This window comes from Massilia hydrophila (assembly GCF_020208145.1).
Taxonomy (GTDB): domain Bacteria; phylum Pseudomonadota; class Gammaproteobacteria; order Burkholderiales; family Burkholderiaceae_D; genus Telluria; species Telluria hydrophila.
In genome coordinates this window covers 99,246-119,048 of record NZ_JAHYBX010000006.1, presented here as the reverse complement: position 1 = coordinate 119,048, position 19,803 = coordinate 99,246, and the positions used below count along the sequence as shown (strand labels likewise).

Here is a 19,803-nt window from a genome sequence, read left to right as displayed (position 1 = left end):
GTTTTTGCTCGTCCATAAAAGCGGCATGATCACATGGAATGTCATGCAGCGCCAAGGCCTTGTTCCAGCATGGCCAGCATCTCGCCCGGCGACATGCGCGCCGCCATCTCGGTGCCTTCCAGCAGGCTGTCGGCCAGGTCGCGCTTGCGGCCATGCAGTTCGACGATGCCTTCCTCGATGGTGCCGCGCGCCACCAGCCGGTAGATCGTGACCGGGCGCTGCTGGCCCATGCGGTGGGCGCGGTCCGAGGCCTGGTCTTCCACCGCCGGGTTCCACCAGGGGTCCATGTGGATCACGTAGTCGGCCGCGGTCAGGTTGATGCCGACCCCGCCCGCCTTCAGGCTGATCAGGAACAGTTCTCCTTCGCCGGCCTGGAAGGCATCCACCCGGCGCTTGCGCTCCTGCATCGGGGTGGCGCCGTCCAGGTACTGGTAGGGAATGTGCTTGCCGTCGAGGTAGCTGCGGATCAGGGTCAGGTGATCCACGAACTGGCTGAACACCAGCACCTTGTGGCGGTTTTCCAGCAGGTCGTCGACCAGGCGCGCAAAGGCCATCAGCTTGCTGCTGGCGATGCCGGCGCCGGGCGCCACCAGTTCCGGGTTGCAGACGGCGCGGCGCAGCCGCATCATCTCGGCCAGGATCTCGATCGACTTCTGGCTTTCCGGCCCCTCGAGCGCGGCCAGCTTGTCGAGCGCATCGCGGCGCAGCGATTCGTACAGCGCGCTTTCTTCTTCGGTCAGCTCGACCGGCAGCACGATCTCGGTGCGCGGCGGCAGCTCGGCCAGCACCTGCGCCTTGGTGCGGCGCAGGATGAAGGGCTGCGTCAGCCGGCGCAGCCGGGCCCGGGCGCCGGCTTCGGCGCGTTTGTCCTGTGCCTTTTCGATCGGCCCGGCAAAGCGCAGCTGGAACTGGTCGGCGCTGCCTAGCAGGCCGGGGTTGATGAACCTGAACAGGTTCCACAGCTCGCCCAGGTGGTTTTCCAGCGGGGTGCCGGTGGCCGCCATGCGAAATCCCCCTTGCAGCGCCATCACGGCCTGCGAGCGCTTGGTGTGCATGTTCTTGATGGCTTGCGCTTCGTCCAGCACGATGCTGTGCCATGGCCGTTTTGCAAACAGCGCCGCTTCCTGCTGGAGCAGGCCGTAGCTGGCCACCACCACGTCGAAGGGACCGGCTTGTTCCAGCATCGCGGCGCGCTCGCCCGGACCGAACAGTTTCAGGTTCAGCGTCGGCGCGAAGCGCTGGGCCTCGGCGATCCAGTTGAGGCAGACCGAGGTCGGCGCCACCACCAGCGCCGGACCGTCCGGCGCACGCGTGAGCAGCAGGGCCAGGGCTTGCAGGGTCTTGCCGAGGCCCATGTCGTCGGCCAGGCAGGCGCCGACGCCCAAGTGGGCCAGGCGTCCCAGCCATTCGAAGCCTTCGCGCTGGTAGTCGCGCAGCTCGGCCTGCAGGGTGGAAGGCAGCGCTGGCGTATAGGTGTCGCTGTCGGCGATGCGCTTTACATGCTGGCGCCAGGCGGCGTCGCTGTCCACGCTGCCGGCCTCGCGCGCCAGTTCCGCCAGCGAGAAGCTGGCCAGTGGGTGCATGCGCAGTTCATCGCCATGGAGCGTGCCATAGTCGGCCAGCTCCATCAGGCGCCGGTGCAGCTCGTCGCTCAGGGCCAGGTAGTCGTTGTCGCCCAGCGCCACGAAGCGGCTCTTCCCTTCGCGCAGGCGCTCCAGCAGCGAACGCAGGTCGAGCACGCGCCCTTCGTCCACCACGATGTCGCCGTTGGCGGCGAACCAGTCACGCTCGCGCCGCACCTGGAGGCGTACGGATTTGGAGGTGGCACGCTTCGACACGCGGAATTGTTCGCCTTCTGGCCAGGCCACCACGACCTTGTCCGGATCGACGCCGCGCAACTCGTCCACCAGCTCCAGGCATTGCAGGGGCTGGCCCAGCAGCCATTCGCCGTGCTCGGGTTCCGCGTGTTCGAGTGCGTGGCAGGCACTGGTCAACCGGCGCTCGGCGTCGCGCTCGGCGTTCAGGTCGCGCTTCGCCTCGGTGCGCACGCCGTTCACGTCGGCGATCACGCTTTCGGCGCCGGCGCCGGGCGCATAGTAGGCGCCATTGTCCAGCGGGCGCACCAGGATCTGCAGGCTCAGGCCCTGCTGGTAGGGACGCAGGTGCAGGTGCAGGCGCGGGTCGGCCGCCACCTGTTCCAGGTCGCCCGGGCTGGCGCCGATGTCCGACTGCACCGTCACGATCGAGGAGATCGCGCTGATCGCGCGCAGTACGCGGCGCTCGGCTTCCACCGGCACTTCCAGGCCGGCGCCGACGATGGCGGCGATGCGCCGGTGTTCCTCGTTGACGCGTACCAGGCGCAGGCGGGTCGGCGTCTCGCGCGTGACGATGACGTCGCCATCCTGCTCGCCCGGCGCCGGATGCAGCGAGATGGTGACCTTGGCGCCGCGCGCCTTCACCAGCAGTTCAGGTTCTCCCGGCAGCAGCTCGACCCGGGTGCCGGGCGAATCCATCCAGAACAGCAGCGGGTGGCCGACCAGGGCGGCCACGGCCTTGTCCAGCTCGAACTCGAAGCGGATGCCGGTGCTGCCGTAATAGCGCCGCCCGGCGATGCTGGAAACCGCCTGCACGTCCTGGGCGCTGAGGAATTCGAGCGCATGCGCCTCTTCGGCCAGGCGCTTCAGGCCGACGGCGCGGCCGCGGCTCCAGCCGCCCTGGGCATCGCGCTTCTGTTCGCGCGGCTCCAGTTCGCGCACGCCCATGTGCTCGTCGTAGCGGATCATCCACACCAGGCGCGACTCGCGCACCACCTCGGCGTTCAGCGCTGGCTGCAGGTTGATCAGGGCGTTGAGCTGGCGTTCCCAGGCTTCCTCGCGCTCGAACCAGTGGGTGAGGTCGCTGAGGCGCTGCCTGCGGCGCAATTCGCTTGCGCGCGCTTCGTGCGCGACCGCACCGGGTCCGCCGACCTGCGCCAGCAAGCCGGCCAGCTGGGCCGACAGCAGGTCGAAGCCGGCGGCTTCCGACTGCGCCAGCATGTCCTCGATGTCCTGGCGCTTGCCCGGCAGTTGCGGCAGGCCCAGCCAGTGGTGCATCAGCGCGCGGAAAGTAAACGGCTCGAGCGCCATCTCCCAGCTGCGCGAGGCCAGCACCTCGGCATCCACGGTGCCGCGCCGGATCTCCTGCAGCATGCTGAGCTGGAAGAGCACGGCCGTCTCCGGACGCTGCACTGCGCGGGTGGCGATCTCCAGCCAGGCATCGGCCAGTTTCAGGTGGGCGGGCTGGTTGCTGCGCAGCAGGGCAGCCAGGTAGAGGTGGGCGCCGATGCCGTGGAAAATCGCCTTGCGCTTGCCGGTTTCGCGGCGCAGTCCCTTGAGTGCCGCCTCGGCGCCGGGCAGGCCCGTCTCGGGGTCGTCGCGCAGCAGGGCGACGACGCTGCGCAGGAACAGTCCCGCCGCATCCGGCACCTCGGCCAGCAGCGCCAGGGCCGCGTCGAGGCGGCCGCACAGGATGAAGTGCTCGCCCAATGCGATGCGCAGGCCGATCGCGGGTTCGCCCTGGGCTGCGTGCGCTTCGGCGGCGGCGCGGATCACGGGCGCCAGCGCCGGCTCGCGCTGCGCATGCTGCACCAGTTCGGCAAGGATGGCGTCGCGCAGCTGCGGGTGGATGCGCTCCATGAGCGCGGGCGAAAACGGTCGTGCGCAGACCTCGACCAGGGGATGCAGGTAGGCGGCTTCGTGGCAGCGCAGGCAGGCATCCAGCAGCGGCATGACGGCCGCGGCCGGCTCGCCCGTGAACAGGCGCATGCGCAGCAAGGCCAGGCCCTGGCGGTAGCTGCGCAGGACCGGCGTGCCCTGCCAGTCGCGGCGCAGCGGTGTCACGCGTTCATACGCGCCTTGCAGCTCGCGGAACAGACTGGAAGCCAGCGCCCCTTCCAGCGCCGGGCCGACCGCGCCTGGTGCGATCGCGAATCCGCGTCCGGCGGCTTCCGTGACCAGGCCTTGCTGGCGCAGGCGTTCCAGCTCGTCCGCCCATTGCCCGTCCGGCAGCGGCAGGCCGGCCGCCATCAGGTGTTCGAGTATGCGCTGGCGGCCCATCGGCTCGCCCGCCATGGCGAGCAGGGCCAGGATCGCCGCTTCGCCGCTAGCCAGTTCCTGATGAATCATGCAGCCGGCAGGTGTTCGATCTCGAGTGCCGGCAGCCCGGGCGGCACCGGAATGCCGAACACGCGCAGGTAGAACACCAGCTCCGATTCCAGCGTCGTCACCACGCTGTCGGCCTTGCGGAAACCATGGCCTTCGCCTTCCAGGGTGAGATAGGCCACCGGCACCCGGCGCGCGCGCAGCGCCTCGACCATGGTCTCGGACTGGCGGGGCGGCACCACCATGTCGTCCAGGCCCTGGAAGAAGATCATCGGGCGCGTGAGCTTGTCGGTATGGTGGATCGGCGAGCGCTCGCGGTAGACCTGTTCGGCACGTTCCGGCGGCGCGATCAGGTACTGGTTGTAGTGCGACTCGAACTTGTGCGAATCCGCATCCAGCCCGGCCAGGTCGGACACGCCGTAGTAGCAGGCCCCGGCCTTGAACAGGTCGTGGAAGGCCAGGGCACACAAGGTCGTCAGGCCGCCGGCGCTGCTGCCGCGCACCAGCAGGCGCTCGCGGTCGGCCAGGCCCTGATCCGCCAGGTAGCGGGCCCCGGCCACGCAGTCCTCGACATCGACCACGCCCCACTGGCCCTTGAGCAGGTCGCGGTAGGCGCGGCCGAAGCCGGTGCTGCCGCCGTAGTTCACGTCCAGCACCGCGAAGCCGCGGCTGGTCCAGAACTGGGTCGCCAGTTTCAGGGTACTGGCCGCCATGCCGGTCGGGCCGCCGTGGCCGATCACGATCAGGGGCGGCAGTTCGCCGGCCTGGGGGGCGAAGTCGGCATTGGTCGGCGGGTAGTGGAAGGCGTGGGCCGTGCGGCCGTTCGCGCTCGGGTAGCTGATCGACTGCGGGACCGACAGGTAAGCCACGCTAGGCAGTTGCGCGATCGAGCGCGCCAGGACCTCGTGCCGGCCGCCATCGAGGTCGATGCGGGCCAGTTCCAGCGCCACGGTGGGGGCGCCGCCCAGCAGCGCGACCGTGTGCCCGTTCACGCGCAATTCGCGGATTTCTTCGTAAGGTGTTGCGACCTCGGTCAGTTCACCGCCGCGCAGGCGCGCCAGCCTGCTGACGCCGCCCTCGATGCGGGCGCAGACGATCTCTTCCTCCGAACGAAAACCGTAGAGCGAGCCGCCGAAGGTCCACTGCGGTCCGCCAAATTCCGCCGCGCGCGGGCACAGGGCTTCCACCACGCCATGCGCGTAGCGGTACAGGTTCCACCAGCCGCTGCGGTCGGACACGAAGTGCAGCACGCCGCCAGGAGACCATTCCGGCTGGCAGACCGATTCCTGCGGTCCGCCCGCCACCAGCCGGCCATTGGCCAGCGTGCCGTCTTCCAGGATCTCGGCCAGCCACAGCTCGCTGCCTTCCCAGGGCATGCGCGGATGGTCCCAGCACAGCCAGGCCAGCTGGCGGCCGTCCGGCGAGATGCGCGGCGCGGCATAGAAGTCGTTGCCCGCCACCAGCACCGTTTCGACACCGTCGAAGCCGATGGCGGCGATGGTGTTGTCGGGATAGTGGCCGCCGGCTGAATGGTCTTCGCGCACCGCGACCAGGCGCCGGCGCCCCGCATCGGCCACGAAGTCGGCATAACGCTGCTGGTTATCCGCGGCCGTCACCGGGAACGGCGCCGCGCCCGCTTCGGCCCGGTAGATACGGCTGTCGGCATGGTTGGAAAACCAGGCGACACCGCCGGCGACCGTGTATGCGCCGCCACCGTATTCGTGTACCTTGCTGCGCACATTGAAGGGTGCCGGCGTCAGTTCGCCGCGGCTGCCGACCAGGGTCGAGCGTCCCGCTTCGCTGGCCCGCCCTTCCAGCCAGTACAGGCAGGCGCCGTCGAGCACCAGCGAAGACAGGGGCGTGGCACCGGCCGCGACGATGGCGGCAGTGATGGGGGAGGTCCAGGTGCCGCACGGGGCTTGCTGTTTGGTCATGGCAGTATTTTCTTCGACAAGAAACGCATTATAAGTGGGGCCCCAAGGATGCGATAATAGAGGTTTTCCCTCCGCATCCATTGTCAGCCATGCCACAATTCGCCCCGCTCCAGAACGACACCTTCCTGCGTGCGCTGCTGCGCCAGCCGACCGACTATACCCCGGTGTGGCTGATGCGCCAGGCGGGCCGCTACCTGCCTGAATACCGGGCGACGCGGCAGAAGGCGGGCTCTTTCCTGGGGCTGGCGAAGAATCCCGATTACGCCACCGAAGTCACCCTGCAGCCCCTGGACCGCTATGCGCTGGACGCCTCGATCCTGTTCTCCGACATCCTGACGGTGCCGGATGCGATGGGCCTGGGCCTGTACTTCGCCGATGGCGAGGGCCCGAAGTTCGAGCGCCCGCTGCGCACGGAAGAGCAGGTGCGCAGCCTGGTCGTACCGGATATGGCGTCGCTCGACTACGTCTTCAAGGCGGTGACCCAGATCCGCACCGAGATCAATGGCCGCGTGCCCCTGATCGGCTTCTCGGGCAGCCCCTGGACCCTGGCCTGCTACATGGTCGAAGGCGGCGGTTCGCGCGAATTCCACACCATCAAGAAGATGATGTACCAGCGCCCGGACCTGATGCACCACATCCTGGACACGAACGCGCGCGCGGTCAGCCAATACCTGAACGCCCAGATCGACGCTGGCGCCCAGGCCGTGATGATCTTCGATTCCTGGGGCGGCGCGCTGGCCGACGGCGCCTACCAGCAGTTCTCGCTGGACTACATGCGCCAGGTCGTGAGCCAGCTGCAGCGCGAGAAGGACGGTGTACGGATCCCGGCCATCGTCTTCACCAAGGGCGGCGGCCTGTGGCTGGACGAGATGGCGGACATCGGCGCCGATGCGCTGGGCCTGGACTGGACGGTCAACCTGGGCAAGGCGCGCGCCCTGGTCGGCGACCGCGTGGCCCTGCAGGGCAACCTGGACCCGGCCATCCTGTTCGCGGCGCCGGAGCAGATCCGCGCCGAGGTCGAGCGCTCCCTGAGCGCCTACGGCAAGCCGTCCAACGGCCATGGCCACGTGTTCAACCTGGGCCATGGCATTTCCCAGTTCACCCCGCCGGAATCGGTCACCGCCATGGTGGAGGCCGTGCATGGCTTCAGCCGCAGGCAGCGCGCTGGGTGAACCATCGCTGCGGCGGATGGTGTTGCCGCAGCAAAATCACACTTGTTCACAAGTTCGTCAAACAGCAAATTTATTCCTGTGGACATCTTTGCTGGATGTGAAAATACCTAAGTCAATGATTTATATAACTTTTTTTCACGGCGAACTGTAGGTATACACAGTAGGGCTTCCTACTTATGGGTAAATTGTCCCAGCCTCCTGCCCATTGTTCACAAAGTTATCAACAGGTCGATGGATGAGCTGGGAAAAGTGCTTGGTTTACGCGGACTTAGCTCAACTCTTCAAGTAAGCTCTGAAGATTCTGGTGCGCTGCAGCGAGTTTTCCCAGAGCACATGTGCAGTTATGCACAGCAAGCCGGTTCCAGCCTGGGTTGTTAACAGGGATAACTTGCGGTTTGCAAGTACTTGAATTCATTGGAAAATTTATTGTTGTCCCAGCGAATCGGCTGATTTCGCTTGATCTAACGTAAACCTCGGACGGGGTCAAGCGCCGCGCTATTCACAAAGTTTTCCACAGCCACTGCACATCAAAAGGTTGGAATTGGCACACTGTTTTCTACAGGTCGCGCTCGACACCCCGCTCAACAGCTGCTTCGACTACCGTTGGGAGTATGAAGCGGGTGCGGAACCGGTCGTCGGCCAGCTGGTGCTGGTGCCTTTCGCACGGCGCGAAGTGGTGGGCCTGATTGTCGCCATCAAGGAAAACAGCGAAGTTCCGGTGGACAAGCTCAAGGATGCGATCGCGGTACGCAGCCAGCTTTCGCCCTTGCCCGAGCGCTGGCTGGCGCTGGCGCGCTTCGCCGCCGACTACTACCAGCGCCCGCTGGGCGAAGTGGCGCTGCCGGGCCTGCCGAAGAACCTGCGGGTGCCGAAGACCGTGGCGCTCGACCGCGCGCTCAAGAAGCTGGCGAAGGACGCGCATCCGCACGATCCGGCCCCGTCCAACATGCCGGCGCTGAACCCGGCGCAGCAGGAGGCGGCCGACGCCATCGGCGGGGCCCTGGGCTTTGCACCGATGCTGCTGTACGGTGTCACCGGCAGCGGCAAGACCGAGGTCTACCTGCAGGCCTGCGCCCAGGTGCTGGCGCGCGATCCGGACGCCCAGATCCTGATCCTGGTCCCCGAGATCAACCTGACCCCGCAGCTGGAAGGGAATATCCGCGCGCGCTTTCCCGGCCTGATGCTGGCGACCCTGCACAGCAGCCTGTCCGAGGGCGAACGCATGCTGCACTGGCTGGCCGCGCACCAGGGCCGGGCGCGCATCGTGCTGGGCACGCGCCTGGCGATCCTGTCCTCGCTGCCGCACCTGCGCCTGATCGTCATCGACGAGGAGCACGACCCGTCGTACAAGCAGCAGGAAGGCCTGCGCTACTCGGCGCGCGACCTGGCGGTATGGCGTGCGCACCAGCTGGCGATCCCGATCGTGCTCGGCTCGGCCACGCCCTCGCTGGAAAGCTGGCACCATGCGCAATCGGGCCGCTACCGCAAGCTGGAGCTGCGCGAGCGCGCAGTGCGCGACGCCGTGCTGCCCGCCGTGAAGCTGGTGGACCTGGAGCGCGACCGCCCGAAGGATGGCCTGAGCAGCGCCCTGGTCGCTGCGCTGCGCCAGCGCCTCGACCGCGGCGAGCAGTCGCTGCTGTTCCTGAACCGGCGCGGCTATGCCCCCGTGATCTGCTGCGACGCCTGCGGCTGGATCAGCAACTGCACCCGCTGCACCGCCTTCATGGTGCTGCACCGTCCAGAACACCGGCTGCGCTGCCACCACTGCAGCCTGGAGCTGCGCATCCCGCGCCACTGCCCGACCTGCGGCAACGTCGACCTGCAGCCGCTGGGGCGCGGCACCCAGCGCGTCGAGGAGGGCTTGCAGGCGATGTTCCCGGAAGCGCGCATCCTGCGCATCGACGCCGATTCCACGCGCCTGAAGGGCAGCGCGCAGGCCGCCTTCGACAGCGTGCACCGGGGCGAGGTCGACATCCTGGTCGGCACCCAGATGGTCGCCAAGGGCCACGACTTCAAGAAACTGACCCTGGTCGGCATCCTGAACCCCGACACTGCCCTGTTCTCGCAGGATTACCGGGCCAGCGAGCGCCTGTTCGCGCAGCTGATGCAGGTGGCCGGCCGGGCCGGCCGGGCCGGCGCGGCCTCCGAGGTGCTGGTGCAGACCCGCTACGCCAGCCACCCGCTGTACGGCGCCGTGATGCGCCACGACTACGACCGTTTCGCCGGCAGCCTGCTGGCCGAGCGGCGCCAGGCCGGGCTGCCGCCCTACATGTACCAGGCCCTGCTGCGCGCCGAGGCGCCCGCGCTGGCCGATGCGATCGCCTTCCTGGAAGCGGCGCGCGACAGCCTCGTGTTCGAGGCCGTGACCGTCAACGACCCGATTCCGATGACGATGACGCGCGTGCACAACGTCGACCGCGCCCAGCTGCTGGTGGAATCGGGCTCGCGCCCGGCGCTGCAGGCCTTCCTGCGCGAGTGGGTGGAGCTGCTGCGCGCCATGAAGTCGCGCGTGCGCTGGTCGCTCGAGGTCGACCCGCTCGATATCTGAGCGCGGGAAGCTCCTTGCCCCTAGCGGTGCGGGCGAGGGCGCCCGAAATCGCGTATCGTTTCGTCATGAATCGTGTACGAGGCAGGGAGGAACCATGAACAGATTGGATGTGGACGTCGCCGTGATCGGTACCGGCACCGCCGGCATGACCGCCTACCGCGCGGCGAAGGCGCAGGGCGCGCGGGTGCTCGTCATCGAAGGCGGCGAGTACGGCACCACCTGCGCCCGTGTTGGCTGCATGCCCAGCAAGCTCCTGATCGCCGCGGCGGAAAGCGCCCATGCGATGCGGCACAGCGCGCCCTTCGGCGTGCATGCGGGCGAAGTCCGCATCGACGGGCGCGCCGTCATGGAACGCGTGCGGCGCGAGCGCGACCGCTTCGTCGGCTTCGTGCTGGAGAGCGTCGCTTCCTTCCCGGAGGAAGACCGGCTGCGCGGCCATGCGCGCTTCACCGGCCCGCATACCCTGCTGGTGGACGGGCATACCGAGGTCCGTGCCGCGCGCATCGTGATCGCCACCGGCTCGTCGCCGCTGCGCCTGCCGGCGCTGGCCGATGGCGGGCCCGGGGTCGTCACCAGCGACGACGTGTTCTATTGGGACACGCTGCCGGAATCGGTGGCCGTGATCGGCACCGGCGTGATCGGCCTCGAGCTGGGCCAGGCCCTGCACCGGCTCGGCGTGCGCGTGAAACTGTTCGCGCGCGGCGGCAGCATCGCCCAGCTGAGCGATCCGGAGGTATTGCGCTGCGCCACCCGCGTGCTGGGCGGCGAGCTCGATATCCAGTTCCAGTCGACGGCGCTGGGGGCGGTGCAGGAAGGCGGCCGGGTCGCGCTCACGGTGGCCGACGCGCTCGGCACGGAAAGCACCGAGCGCTTCCAGTGTGTGCTGGTGGCGGCCGGGCGCAGGCCGAACGTGCACGATCTCGGGCTGGAACACAGTGGCCTGGAGCGCGGGCCGGACGGCATCCCGCTGTTCGACGCGCGCACCATGCAGTGCGGGACCAGCCACGTCTTCATCGCGGGCGACGCCAACGACGAGCGCCCGCTGCTGCACGACGCGGCCGACCATGGCAAGATCGCGGGCGACAATGCAGGGCGCTATCCGGACGTGCGTCCCGGCCTGCGCCGCACGCCGATCGCGGTCGCCTTCACGGAGCCGAACATCGCGACCCTGGGCGCCAGCTACCGCCAGCTGTGCGCGGGCGGCGGGCGCAAGTTCGCGGTCGGCGCGGTCTCGTTCGAGAACCAGGGCCGCAGCCGGGTGATGCTGCAGAACCAGGGAATGCTCCGGGTGTATGCGGAATTCGGTTCGCGCCGCTTCCTGGGTGCCGAGATGATCGCGCCGCGCGCCGAGCACCTGGCGCACACGCTGGCCTGGGCCTGCCAGATGCGCATGACGGTGGACCAGATGCTGGACATGCCCTTCTACCACCCGGTGATCGAGGAGGGCGTGCGTACCGCCCTGCGCGACCTGTCCCGTTGCCTGGCGGCCGGCGAGAGCGACGTCGATGCGGCCGATACCGAACCGGGAACCTGAACGCTACCCGGGCCGGGCGCTCAGTTCAGGTAGCTTGCGTCCAGCTTGCCTTCCTCGGCCAGCTGGCGCAGGATGCGCACCGTATCGATGTCCGCTTCCTGGTAGGCCGAGCGCTTGAAGTCGTCGTACATGGCGTTCGCCGGGTCGGTATGTTCGCCCTGGCCGTCGTCGTAGCAGAAGCGCACCAGCAGCACGCCTTTGGCCGGCGCCTCGATCCGCATGAGCAGGCTGGATGCGGCGATCTCGCCCTGGGCCGGCACTTCGTAGCGCACTTGCTGCAGCGGCGTCAGGTGCACGACATCGTCGACCACCAAATCGCCGTAGCGCAGGCGGCGCTTGAAGCTGCCGCTGCTGCGCTCGCCGATCGTGCATTCGTCCAGGTGCGGCACGAACAGGGTCGGCGATTCGGCGCGCAGCACCAGGCCGCGCCATAGCTGCTCGACCGAGAGGGTGTCGGCCAGCGGGTTGAGCGGATCGTTGATCTGGATGAGATGTTCAAATTTCATGAGCGGTGTCCATAATGCCCTGGCGCAGTGCGCCACAAGGGAGGGATGGTACCCGATTGTGGTCGCTGGCGTCGCCATGCCCGCGTCCGCATCTGGCCCGGCAGGCGCTATATACTCTCGTCCATGAAGCGAACTTTCCCGTCCCTGCCGGCGCTACCCGCCCTCCTGCTCGCGCTGGCCTGCATGCCGGCGGCGCACGCGGGCGAGGTGCAGGTCGCGGTGGCCGCCAATTTCAGCGCCCCGATGCACGACATCGCCGCGCAGTTCGCGCGCGACACCGGCCACAGGGCGCTCGTGGCCACCGGCGCGACCGGCAAGTTCTATGCGCAGATCCGCCATGGCGCACCGTTCGAGGTCCTGCTGGCCGCGGACGAAGCCACCCCGGCCAGGCTGGAGCGGGAAGGCCTGGGCGTGTCCGGCACCCGCTTCACGTATGCCACCGGCCGGCTGGCGCTATGGTCGGCGCGGGCAGGCTATGTCGACGGCGCCGGGACGGTGCTCGCCACCGGCGACTTCCGCCACCTCGCCATCGCCAACCCCAGGACCGCCCCGTATGGGGCGGCGGCGATCGCGGTGCTGCGCAAGCTGGGGCAGCTCGACCGGCTGCAGGGCCGGCTGGTGCAGGGCGAGAACATCGCCCAGGCGCAGCAGTTCGTCAGCACCGGCAACGCCGAACTGGGCTTCGTCGCGCTGGCCCAGGTCAGCCGCGACGGCAGGCTCACCGGCGGTTCGGCCTGGATCGTGCCCGCCAGCCTGCATGCCCCGATCCGCCAGGATGCGCTGCTGCTGAAGAAAGGGCAGGGCAACCCGGCCGCGCGCGCGCTGCTCGACTACCTGGCATCGGCGCCGGCCCGGGCCATCATCCAGTCCTACGGCTACGCCCCCTGACCCGGATGGCAAGCAGCGACTTCGCAGCCGTCTGGCTGACCCTCAAGCTGGCCAGTGTCGTGACCGCGCTGCTGCTGGTGCTCGGCACGCCGCTCGCCTGGTGGCTGGCGCGCACCCGCTCGCGCCTGAAGGGCGTGGTGGGCGCGGTCGTGGCCCTGCCGCTGGTGCTGCCGCCCACCGTGCTCGGCTTTTACCTGCTGGTGGCGATGGGGCCGGAAGGTCCGGTGGGACGTGCCACCACGGCGCTCGGCCTGGGCACGCTGCCCTTTACCTTCCCGGGGCTGGTGGTGGGCTCGATCCTGTATTCGATGCCTTTCGTGGTCCAGCCGCTGCAGAACGCGTTCGAGGCCATCGGCGCGCGGCCGCTGGAGGCTGCGGCAACCCTGCGCGCCAGTCCCTGGGACAGTTTCTGGTCGGTGGCGGTGCCGCTGGCGCGGCCCGGCTTCCTGTCCGGCGCCATCCTCGGCTTCGCGCATACGGTCGGCGAGTTCGGCGTGGTGCTCATGATCGGCGGGAACATTCCGGACAAGACCCGCATGGTCTCGGTGCAGATGTACGACCACGTCGAGGCGATGGAATATGCGCAGGCGCACTGGCTGGCCGCCGGCATGCTGGTGTTCAGCTTCCTGGTGCTGCTGGCGCTGTACACCTTCAACCCGCCCGCGCTGAACAGGGGCAGGCGGTGAGCGGCATCCGCGCCCGCATCCGCATCGACCGCGGCGGCTTCGTGCTGGACGCCGACCTGCACCTGCCCGCGCGCGGCGTCTCGGCCCTGTTCGGACATTCGGGCTCGGGCAAGACCACCTGCCTGCGTGCCATCGCCGGCCTGGAACGCGCGCCGGGCGCGCTGGTGGCGCTGGGCGAGGAGGTCTGGCAGGACGAGGCGCGCGGCGTGTTCGTGCCGACCCACCGGCGCGCCCTCGGCTACGTGTTCCAGGAAGCGAGCCTGTTTCCCCACCTGAGCGTGCGCGGCAACCTGGCCTTCGGGATGAAACGGGTGGCCGCCGGCGAACGCCAGTTCGCTCTCGGGCCGGTGGCCGAGATGCTGGGCATCGGCGCGCTGCTCGAGCGCCGTCCGCACAACCTGTCCGGCGGCGAGCGCCAGCGGGTGGCGATCGCGCGCGCCCTGCTGTCCTCGCCGCGCCTGCTGCTGATGGACGAGCCGCTGGCCGCGCTCGACCTGCCGCGCCGGCAGGAGATCCTGCCCTATCTGGAGCGCATGCACGACGAGCTGTCGATCCCGATCGTGTACGTGAGCCATGCGCCGGACGAAGTGGCGCGCCTGGCCGACCACCTGGTGCTGCTGGACGCCGGCCGGGTGGTGGCGAGCGGTCCGCTGAAGGAGGTCCTGGCGCGCACCGACCTGCCAGCCGCGTTTGCCGACGATCCCGGCGTGGTGCTCGATACGGTGCTGGCCTCGCACGAAGCCGACAACCTGTCCTGCTTGCAGTTCCCGGGCGGTTCGCTGTTCGTGGGCCGGCGCCGCGAAGCGCTGGGCAGCCGCCTGCGCTGCCGCATCCATGCGCGCGACGTCAGCCTGGCGCTCGAGCGGCCCCACCGCAGCAGCGTCCTGAACCTGCTGCCGGCCCTGGTCACGGCCTGCGCCGCCACCGACACGCCCGGCCATGTGCTGGTGCAGATGCGGGTGGGCGAAGCCACGCTGCTGGCGCGGATTTCGGAGCGCTCGCGGCGCGAGCTCGACGTCCGCCCGGGCCTGCAGGCCTGGGCCCAGGTCAAGGCAGTGGCGCTGCTCACTTAACGCTACCCGCCTGTTGCAAACCGGCCAAGACGGAAAAATCGGGACGCCGGTTTTTGGCGCGACGTCCAACTCAGCCGTACAATACCCGGCCATTCCGCAGAAATCTTCCCATGTCCAACGCACCCAAATTCGGCCTCAACGGGCCGCAGAGCGAAGCCGTGCTCTATCTCGACGGCCCTTGCCTGGTGCTGGCCGGCGCCGGCTCGGGCAAGACGCGCGTCATTACGCAAAAGATCGCCTACATGATCGAAGACCGCGGCTACGATCCGCGCACGATCGCGGCGCTCACCTTCACCAACAAGGCGGCGCTCGAGATGCAGGAGCGCATCGCCAAGCTGCTCAAGCAGCCCAAGCAGGCCAAGCAGCTGACCGTCTCCACCTTCCACTCGCTGGGTGTGAAGATCCTGCGCCAGGAAGCGGCCGGCGTCGGCCTGAAAGACAAGTTTTCGATCATGGACAGCGACGACTGCTACACCGTCGTGTCCGACCTGGCGCTCACCACCGATAAACAGGAAATCCGCCGCATCCAGAATGCGATCTCGCTGTGGAAGAATGGCCTGGTCGACCCAGAAGATGCGATCCGCGAGGCGAAAGACGAGGACGAAGCCATGTCGGCGCGCGTCTACCGCAGCTACCTGGCCACCCTGCAGGCCTACCAGGCGGTCGACTTCGACGACCTGATCCGCCTGCCGGTGGAGCTGTTCCGCAATAACGAATCGATCCGTGACCGCTGGCAGCGCCGCCTGCGCTACCTGCTCATGGACGAATACCAGGACACCAATACCTGCCAGTACGAGCTGGTGAAACTGCTGGTGACGGGCCTGGGCAAGAAGCCGATGTTCACCGCCGTGGGCGACGATGACCAGGCGATCTACGCCTGGCGCGGCGCTTCGGTCGAGAACCTCAAGACGCTGCAGACCGACTTCCCCGACCTGCGTGTCATCAAGCTGGAACAGAACTACCGCTCCACCACCCGCATCCTGCAGGCGGCCAACGCCGTCATCGGCAACAATCCGAAACTGTTCGAGAAGTCGCTCTGGTCCGAGCATGGCCTGGGCGAGCCGATCGAGGTGCTGGGCATGCAGAGCGACGAGCAGGAAGCCGAGCAGGTGGCCATCATGATCTCGGCCGACCACTTCCAGCGCAAGAACAAGTGGACCGACTACGCCATCCTGTACCGCGGCAACCACCAGGCGCGCATCATCGAGCAGGCCCTGCGCAAGGAGCGCATCCCGTACACGATGTCGGGAGGGCAGAGCTTTTTCGACAAGGCCGAGATCAAGGACATCATCGCTTACCTGCGCCTGATTGCGAACCAGGACGACGACCCGGCTTTTATTCGCGCCGTCACGACCCCGAAGCGCGGGGTCGGCATGGCCACGCTGGAAACCCTGGGCGAATTCTCGAAGCAGTGGAACTGCTCGCTGTTCGAGGCCGCGCGCAAGGGCGGGCTGGAAGCCAAGTTGGCCGAGCGCCAGCTGGCGCCGCTGCGCGACTTCTGCCGCTTCCTGCTGGAGCTGGAAGACCGCGCCACCCGTCCGGGCCCATCGGGCAGCGGCGACAACGCGGCCGAGGTGCTGGACGACATGATGAAGGAGATGAACTACGAGCACTACCTGTACGAGAGCTTCGACGACCGCGCGGCCCAGGCCAAGTGGCAGAACGTACTGGAATTCACCAACTGGCTGAAGGAGCGCGGCCGCGGCGGGCGCGACCGGGATGGAGAAGAGAAAAACCTGCTCGAGCTGACCCAGATGGTGGCCCTGATGTCGATGCTGGAAGGCGCGGACGAGGAACAGGACGCGGTGCGCATGTCGACCCTGCACGCCTCGAAAGGCCTGGAATATCCGCACGTGTTCCTGGTGGGCGTGGAAGAGGGCATCCTGCCGCACAAGGGTGACCCGGATGCGCCGGTGGAGGTGATGGCCGCGCGCATCCAGGAAGAACGGCGCCTGATGTACGTGGGCATCACGCGCGCCCAGCGCACCCTGCGCCTGAGCTGGTGCAAGAAGCGCAAGCGCGCGGGCGAACTGGTGCATTGCGAGCCCTCGCGCTTCATCAAGGAGATGGCGCTCGACGTGGGCGACGCGCCACCGAAGGAAACCGAAGTATTGACGCCGAAAGAACGCCTGGCCAGCCTGAAGGCGTTGCTGGCGATGCCAAAGGTGTAAGTCTTTGGACAATCCGTTGCGTGGAAGCCTTGGCGAGCTGCCAAGGCTTGCGCACGATTGAAAAACAGCCATTGACTTCAACTGGTCGACAAGAAATACTTTGAGGAAAGCGAGCCCATCCTTCGGCGCCGCGCCCACTTCCTCCTACCTCACGCATGGCAACCGTTTCCGACCTGACCATTACGCCCGTCTCCGGGCTGAACCATATTGACGCATTGCTGGATGTCGGCCCCGACTGGAACTTCGTCACCGGGCTGCCTGCACCGAACACGATCTACTACACGTTCTCGATATCGAGCGGTAACGAGAGCGGCGTGAGCGGCCACGAAGCCTTTACCCTGGCCCAGCAGAATGCAACGTATACCGCGTTCGCCTACCTGCAGCGCATCACCGGCATCCAATTCGTCGAGACCGCGATCGGCAGCAATGCCCAGATCCACCTGGCAAACCTGAATCTCGACGGCAGCAATACGACCGGCCTGTGCAGCTGGCAGAGCAGCTACAGCTATGCCTCGGACAATACGCTGGTCGAGTACACCGCCAACGCCTACGTCTACCTCGACAACGTCGAGTGGCGCGCCCAGAACCGCGACCTCGATCCGGGCGGCTCCGGCTACCAGACCCTGCTCCACGAGCTGGGGCATGCGATGGGCCTGAAGCATTCGTTCGAGGGCATCACCCTGCCGGGGGCGGAAGACAACACCAACTACACCCTGATGTCCTACAACGACGTTGGCGGCCCGCACAGCAGCTACAGCCCGTACGACATCGCGGCCTTCGACTGGCTGTACGGACGCGACGGCCTGCGCGGCGCCCTCGGCATCAATTCGACCGGCGGCGGACGCTACATCAGCGGCTCGGCCCACGCCGAAGCGATCAACGGCACGGCTGGCGACGACGTCCTGGTGAGCGGCGGCGGGAACGACGCCATCGATGGCGGCGCCGGCAACGACACGGTCGTGCTGGGCGGCCTGCGCAGCGAATACACCATCAGCAATGGCGCCAACGGCAGCGTGGTCGCGGCCCACGCGACGCGCGGTACGGTGACCATCGCCAACGTCGAGCAGTTCGCCTTCAGCGACATCATGGTCGGACGCTCTCAGCTGATGGGCACGCCGGGAGGCGGCGATACCACCCCGCCGCCGGCGCCCACGCTGTCGGTGCCGACCAATGCCGCCGGTTATGCCGCCGGCAACCGTCCCGCGTTCAGCGGCCAGGCCGAAGCGGGCGCCCTGGTGCGCGTGTATGCGGGCGACCTGCTGGTGGCCGAGACCCAGGCCGCTGCCAACGGCAGCTGGAGCGCGGTCCCGAATGCCTTCGCCGATGGCATGAACTACGCGGTGCGCGCCACCGCGACCGATGCCGCCGGCAACGTGTCGTCCTCGAGCGGTACCGTGAGCTTCCATGTCGATGCGACCGCGCCGCTGGTGCCGACCCTGGCGGTGGCCAAGAATAGCGCCGGCTACGCCGCCGGCAACCAGCCGCAGGTCAGCGGCCAGGCAGAAGCCGGCGCGCTGGTGAGCGTGTATGCGGGCGACCAGGAGGTGGCGCAAACCCGCGCCGACGCGAGCGGCAAGTGGCTAGTGACCACCAGCGCGTTTGCCGATGGCCTGAATTACGCGGTGCGCGCCACCGCGACCGACGCCGCCGGCAACGTGTCGGTGTCCAGCGCTCCCGTGAGCTTCCATGTGGACGCGACCGCGCCGGCCAAGCCGACCCTGGTGGTGGCCAAGAACGCCGGCGGCTACATCGCCGGCAACCAGGCGCAGGTGAGCGGCCAGGCCGAAGCGGGCGCGCTGGTCCAAGTGTACGAGGGCAACCAGCTGGTGGCCGAAACCCGCGCCGGCGCGACTGGCGCGTGGACGGTTGCCACCAGCGTCCTGGCCGATGGCCTGAACCACACGCTGCGCGCTACCGCCACTGATGCCGCCGGCAACGTGTCGGTGTCGAGCGCCCTTGCCAGCTTCCATGTGGAAGCGACGGCGCCCGCCGCCCCGACCCTAGCGGTATCGAAGAATGCCGCCGGCTACACGGCCGGCAACAAGCCGCTGGTGACCGGCGAAGCCGAAGCCGGTTCGCTGGTGCGCGTGTATGCGGGCAACGTGCTGGTGGCCGAGACCCGGGCCGATGACAGCGGCCTGTGGACGGTCGTTACCAGCGCCTTCGCCGATGGACTGAACTACACGCTGCGCGCCACCGCCACCGATGCCGCCGGCAACGTCTCGGTGTCGAGCGGCACCGTGAGCTTCCATGTGGATGCGACCGCGCCGGTCAAGCCGACCTCGGTGCTGGCGCTGCAGGGGGGCGGCAACCAGCCGGTGTTCAGCGGCACCGGCGAAGCCGGCACCACCATCGAGATCGTGCGCATCAAGGACGCCACCGTGATCGGCCGCACGGAAGTCAACAGCAACGGCAGCTGGAAGCTCGATTCGGCCGCACTGCCCAATGGCAGCTACGAAGTGGCGGCGGTCTCGATCGACCGTGCCGACAATGCCACCAGCGCCGACAACCGCCTGAATTTCAACATCAACAGCGCGCTGAACCTGGCCGGCAACAACGGCAACGACCGTTTCACGCCGGGCGCCGGCAACAACGCGATCGACGGCATGGATGGCCTGGATACGGTGTCCTACGCCGGCCTGCGCGGCAACTTCACGATCGAGCGCGGCGTGTACGGCGTGACCGTCACCGACAAGAGCGGCGCGCTGGGCAGCGACAACCTGGTCAACGTCGAGCGCATCCAGTTCGGCGACACCATGGTGGCGCTGGACATCGACGGCGCCGCCGGCGAGGTGTACCGCCTCTATCGCGCCGCCTTCGACCGCGAGCCGGACAAGGGCGGCCTGGCGTTCTGGATCAAGGCGCTCGACAGCGGCAAGTACTCGCTGAACGACATCTCCGCCATGTTCCTGGCCGACCGCGAAGCGCGCGAGCTGTATGCGAGCGATCCGTCGGACGCGTATTTCGTCACCAAGCTGTATGCCCACGTGCTGCACCGTCCGGCCGAAGGCGCGGGCTTCGACTACTGGGTCAAGGGGCTGGAACTGGTCTCGCGCGCCGAAGTGCTGGCCTTCTTCTCGGAGAGCGTGGAGAACCAGGCGCAGGTGATCGGCGTGATCAACAACGGCATCGAGTTTCCCCTCGGCTAAGGA

The 19,803-nt window shown here is 68.0% G+C and carries 11 protein-coding genes; 8 read left to right on the top strand and 3 right to left on the bottom strand.

Going from position 1 to position 19,803, the window contains the following annotated elements:
• Positions 1-41: 41 nt before the first annotated feature.
• Together LE190_RS15265 and LE190_RS15260 are read right to left on the bottom strand one after the other, a co-directional pair.
• Positions 42-4,163, bottom strand: a complete 4,122-nt coding sequence (locus tag LE190_RS15265) for a DEAD/DEAH box helicase (RefSeq protein ID WP_225239498.1) — start codon at positions 4,161-4,163, stop codon at positions 42-44.
• Positions 4,160-6,073: a S9 family peptidase gene (locus tag LE190_RS15260; RefSeq protein ID WP_225239497.1), complete on the bottom strand. Its 1,914-nt coding sequence runs from the start codon at positions 6,071-6,073 to the stop codon at positions 4,160-4,162. The genes LE190_RS15265 and LE190_RS15260 overlap by 4 nt, the downstream gene beginning before the upstream one ends.
• Positions 6,074-6,162: 89 nt before the next feature.
• Between LE190_RS15260 and hemE the strand changes: the two genes are divergently transcribed.
• The 3 genes from hemE (at position 6,163) to LE190_RS15245 (ending at position 11,327) form a co-directional block, all read left to right on the top strand.
• On the top strand, positions 6,163-7,245 hold the full coding sequence (hemE, locus tag LE190_RS15255) for a uroporphyrinogen decarboxylase (RefSeq protein WP_224947140.1): 1,083 nt from the start codon (positions 6,163-6,165) through the stop codon (positions 7,243-7,245).
• Positions 7,246-7,786: 541 nt separating this feature from the next.
• Positions 7,787-9,793, top strand: coding sequence for a primosomal protein N' (locus tag LE190_RS15250; RefSeq protein ID WP_225239496.1), 2,007 nt, complete (start codon positions 7,787-7,789; stop codon positions 9,791-9,793).
• 94 nt (positions 9,794-9,887) lie between these two features.
• Positions 9,888-11,327 carry a dihydrolipoyl dehydrogenase gene (locus LE190_RS15245; RefSeq protein WP_225239495.1) on the top strand — a complete coding sequence of 480 codons (1,440 nt, stop codon included), beginning with the start codon at positions 9,888-9,890 and terminating at the stop codon, positions 11,325-11,327.
• Between the two features lie 20 nt (positions 11,328-11,347).
• On the opposite strand, the gene LE190_RS15240 is transcribed toward LE190_RS15245, so the two are convergent.
• The gene (locus LE190_RS15240; protein ID WP_225239494.1) at positions 11,348-11,833 is read right to left on the bottom strand and encodes an SRPBCC family protein; all 486 of its coding nucleotides are present in this window, start codon (positions 11,831-11,833) and stop codon (positions 11,348-11,350) included.
• A gap of 123 nt (positions 11,834-11,956) precedes the next feature.
• On the opposite strand from LE190_RS15240, the gene modA reads away from it, so the two are divergent.
• The 5 genes from modA (at position 11,957) to LE190_RS15215 (ending at position 19,800) form a co-directional block, all read left to right on the top strand.
• On the top strand, positions 11,957-12,721 hold the full coding sequence (gene modA, locus LE190_RS15235) for a molybdate ABC transporter substrate-binding protein (RefSeq protein ID WP_225239493.1): 765 nt from the start codon (positions 11,957-11,959) through the stop codon (positions 12,719-12,721).
• A 5-nt stretch (positions 12,722-12,726) separates the two neighbouring features.
• The gene (modB, locus tag LE190_RS15230; RefSeq protein WP_225239492.1) at positions 12,727-13,407 is read left to right on the top strand and encodes a molybdate ABC transporter permease subunit; all 681 of its coding nucleotides are present in this window, start codon (positions 12,727-12,729) and stop codon (positions 13,405-13,407) included.
• The gene (gene modC / locus LE190_RS15225) at positions 13,404-14,480 is read left to right on the top strand and encodes a molybdenum ABC transporter ATP-binding protein (RefSeq protein ID WP_225239491.1); all 1,077 of its coding nucleotides are present in this window, start codon (positions 13,404-13,406) and stop codon (positions 14,478-14,480) included. Before modB ends, modC begins: the two co-directional genes overlap by 4 nt.
• Before the next feature lie 110 nt (positions 14,481-14,590).
• Positions 14,591-16,651: a UvrD-helicase domain-containing protein gene (locus tag LE190_RS15220; protein WP_225239490.1), complete on the top strand. Its 2,061-nt coding sequence runs from the start codon at positions 14,591-14,593 to the stop codon at positions 16,649-16,651.
• A gap of 155 nt (positions 16,652-16,806) precedes the next feature.
• Positions 16,807-19,800, top strand: a complete 2,994-nt coding sequence (locus LE190_RS15215) for an Ig-like domain-containing protein (protein ID WP_225239489.1) — start codon at positions 16,807-16,809, stop codon at positions 19,798-19,800.
• Positions 19,801-19,803: the final 3 nt, after the last annotated feature.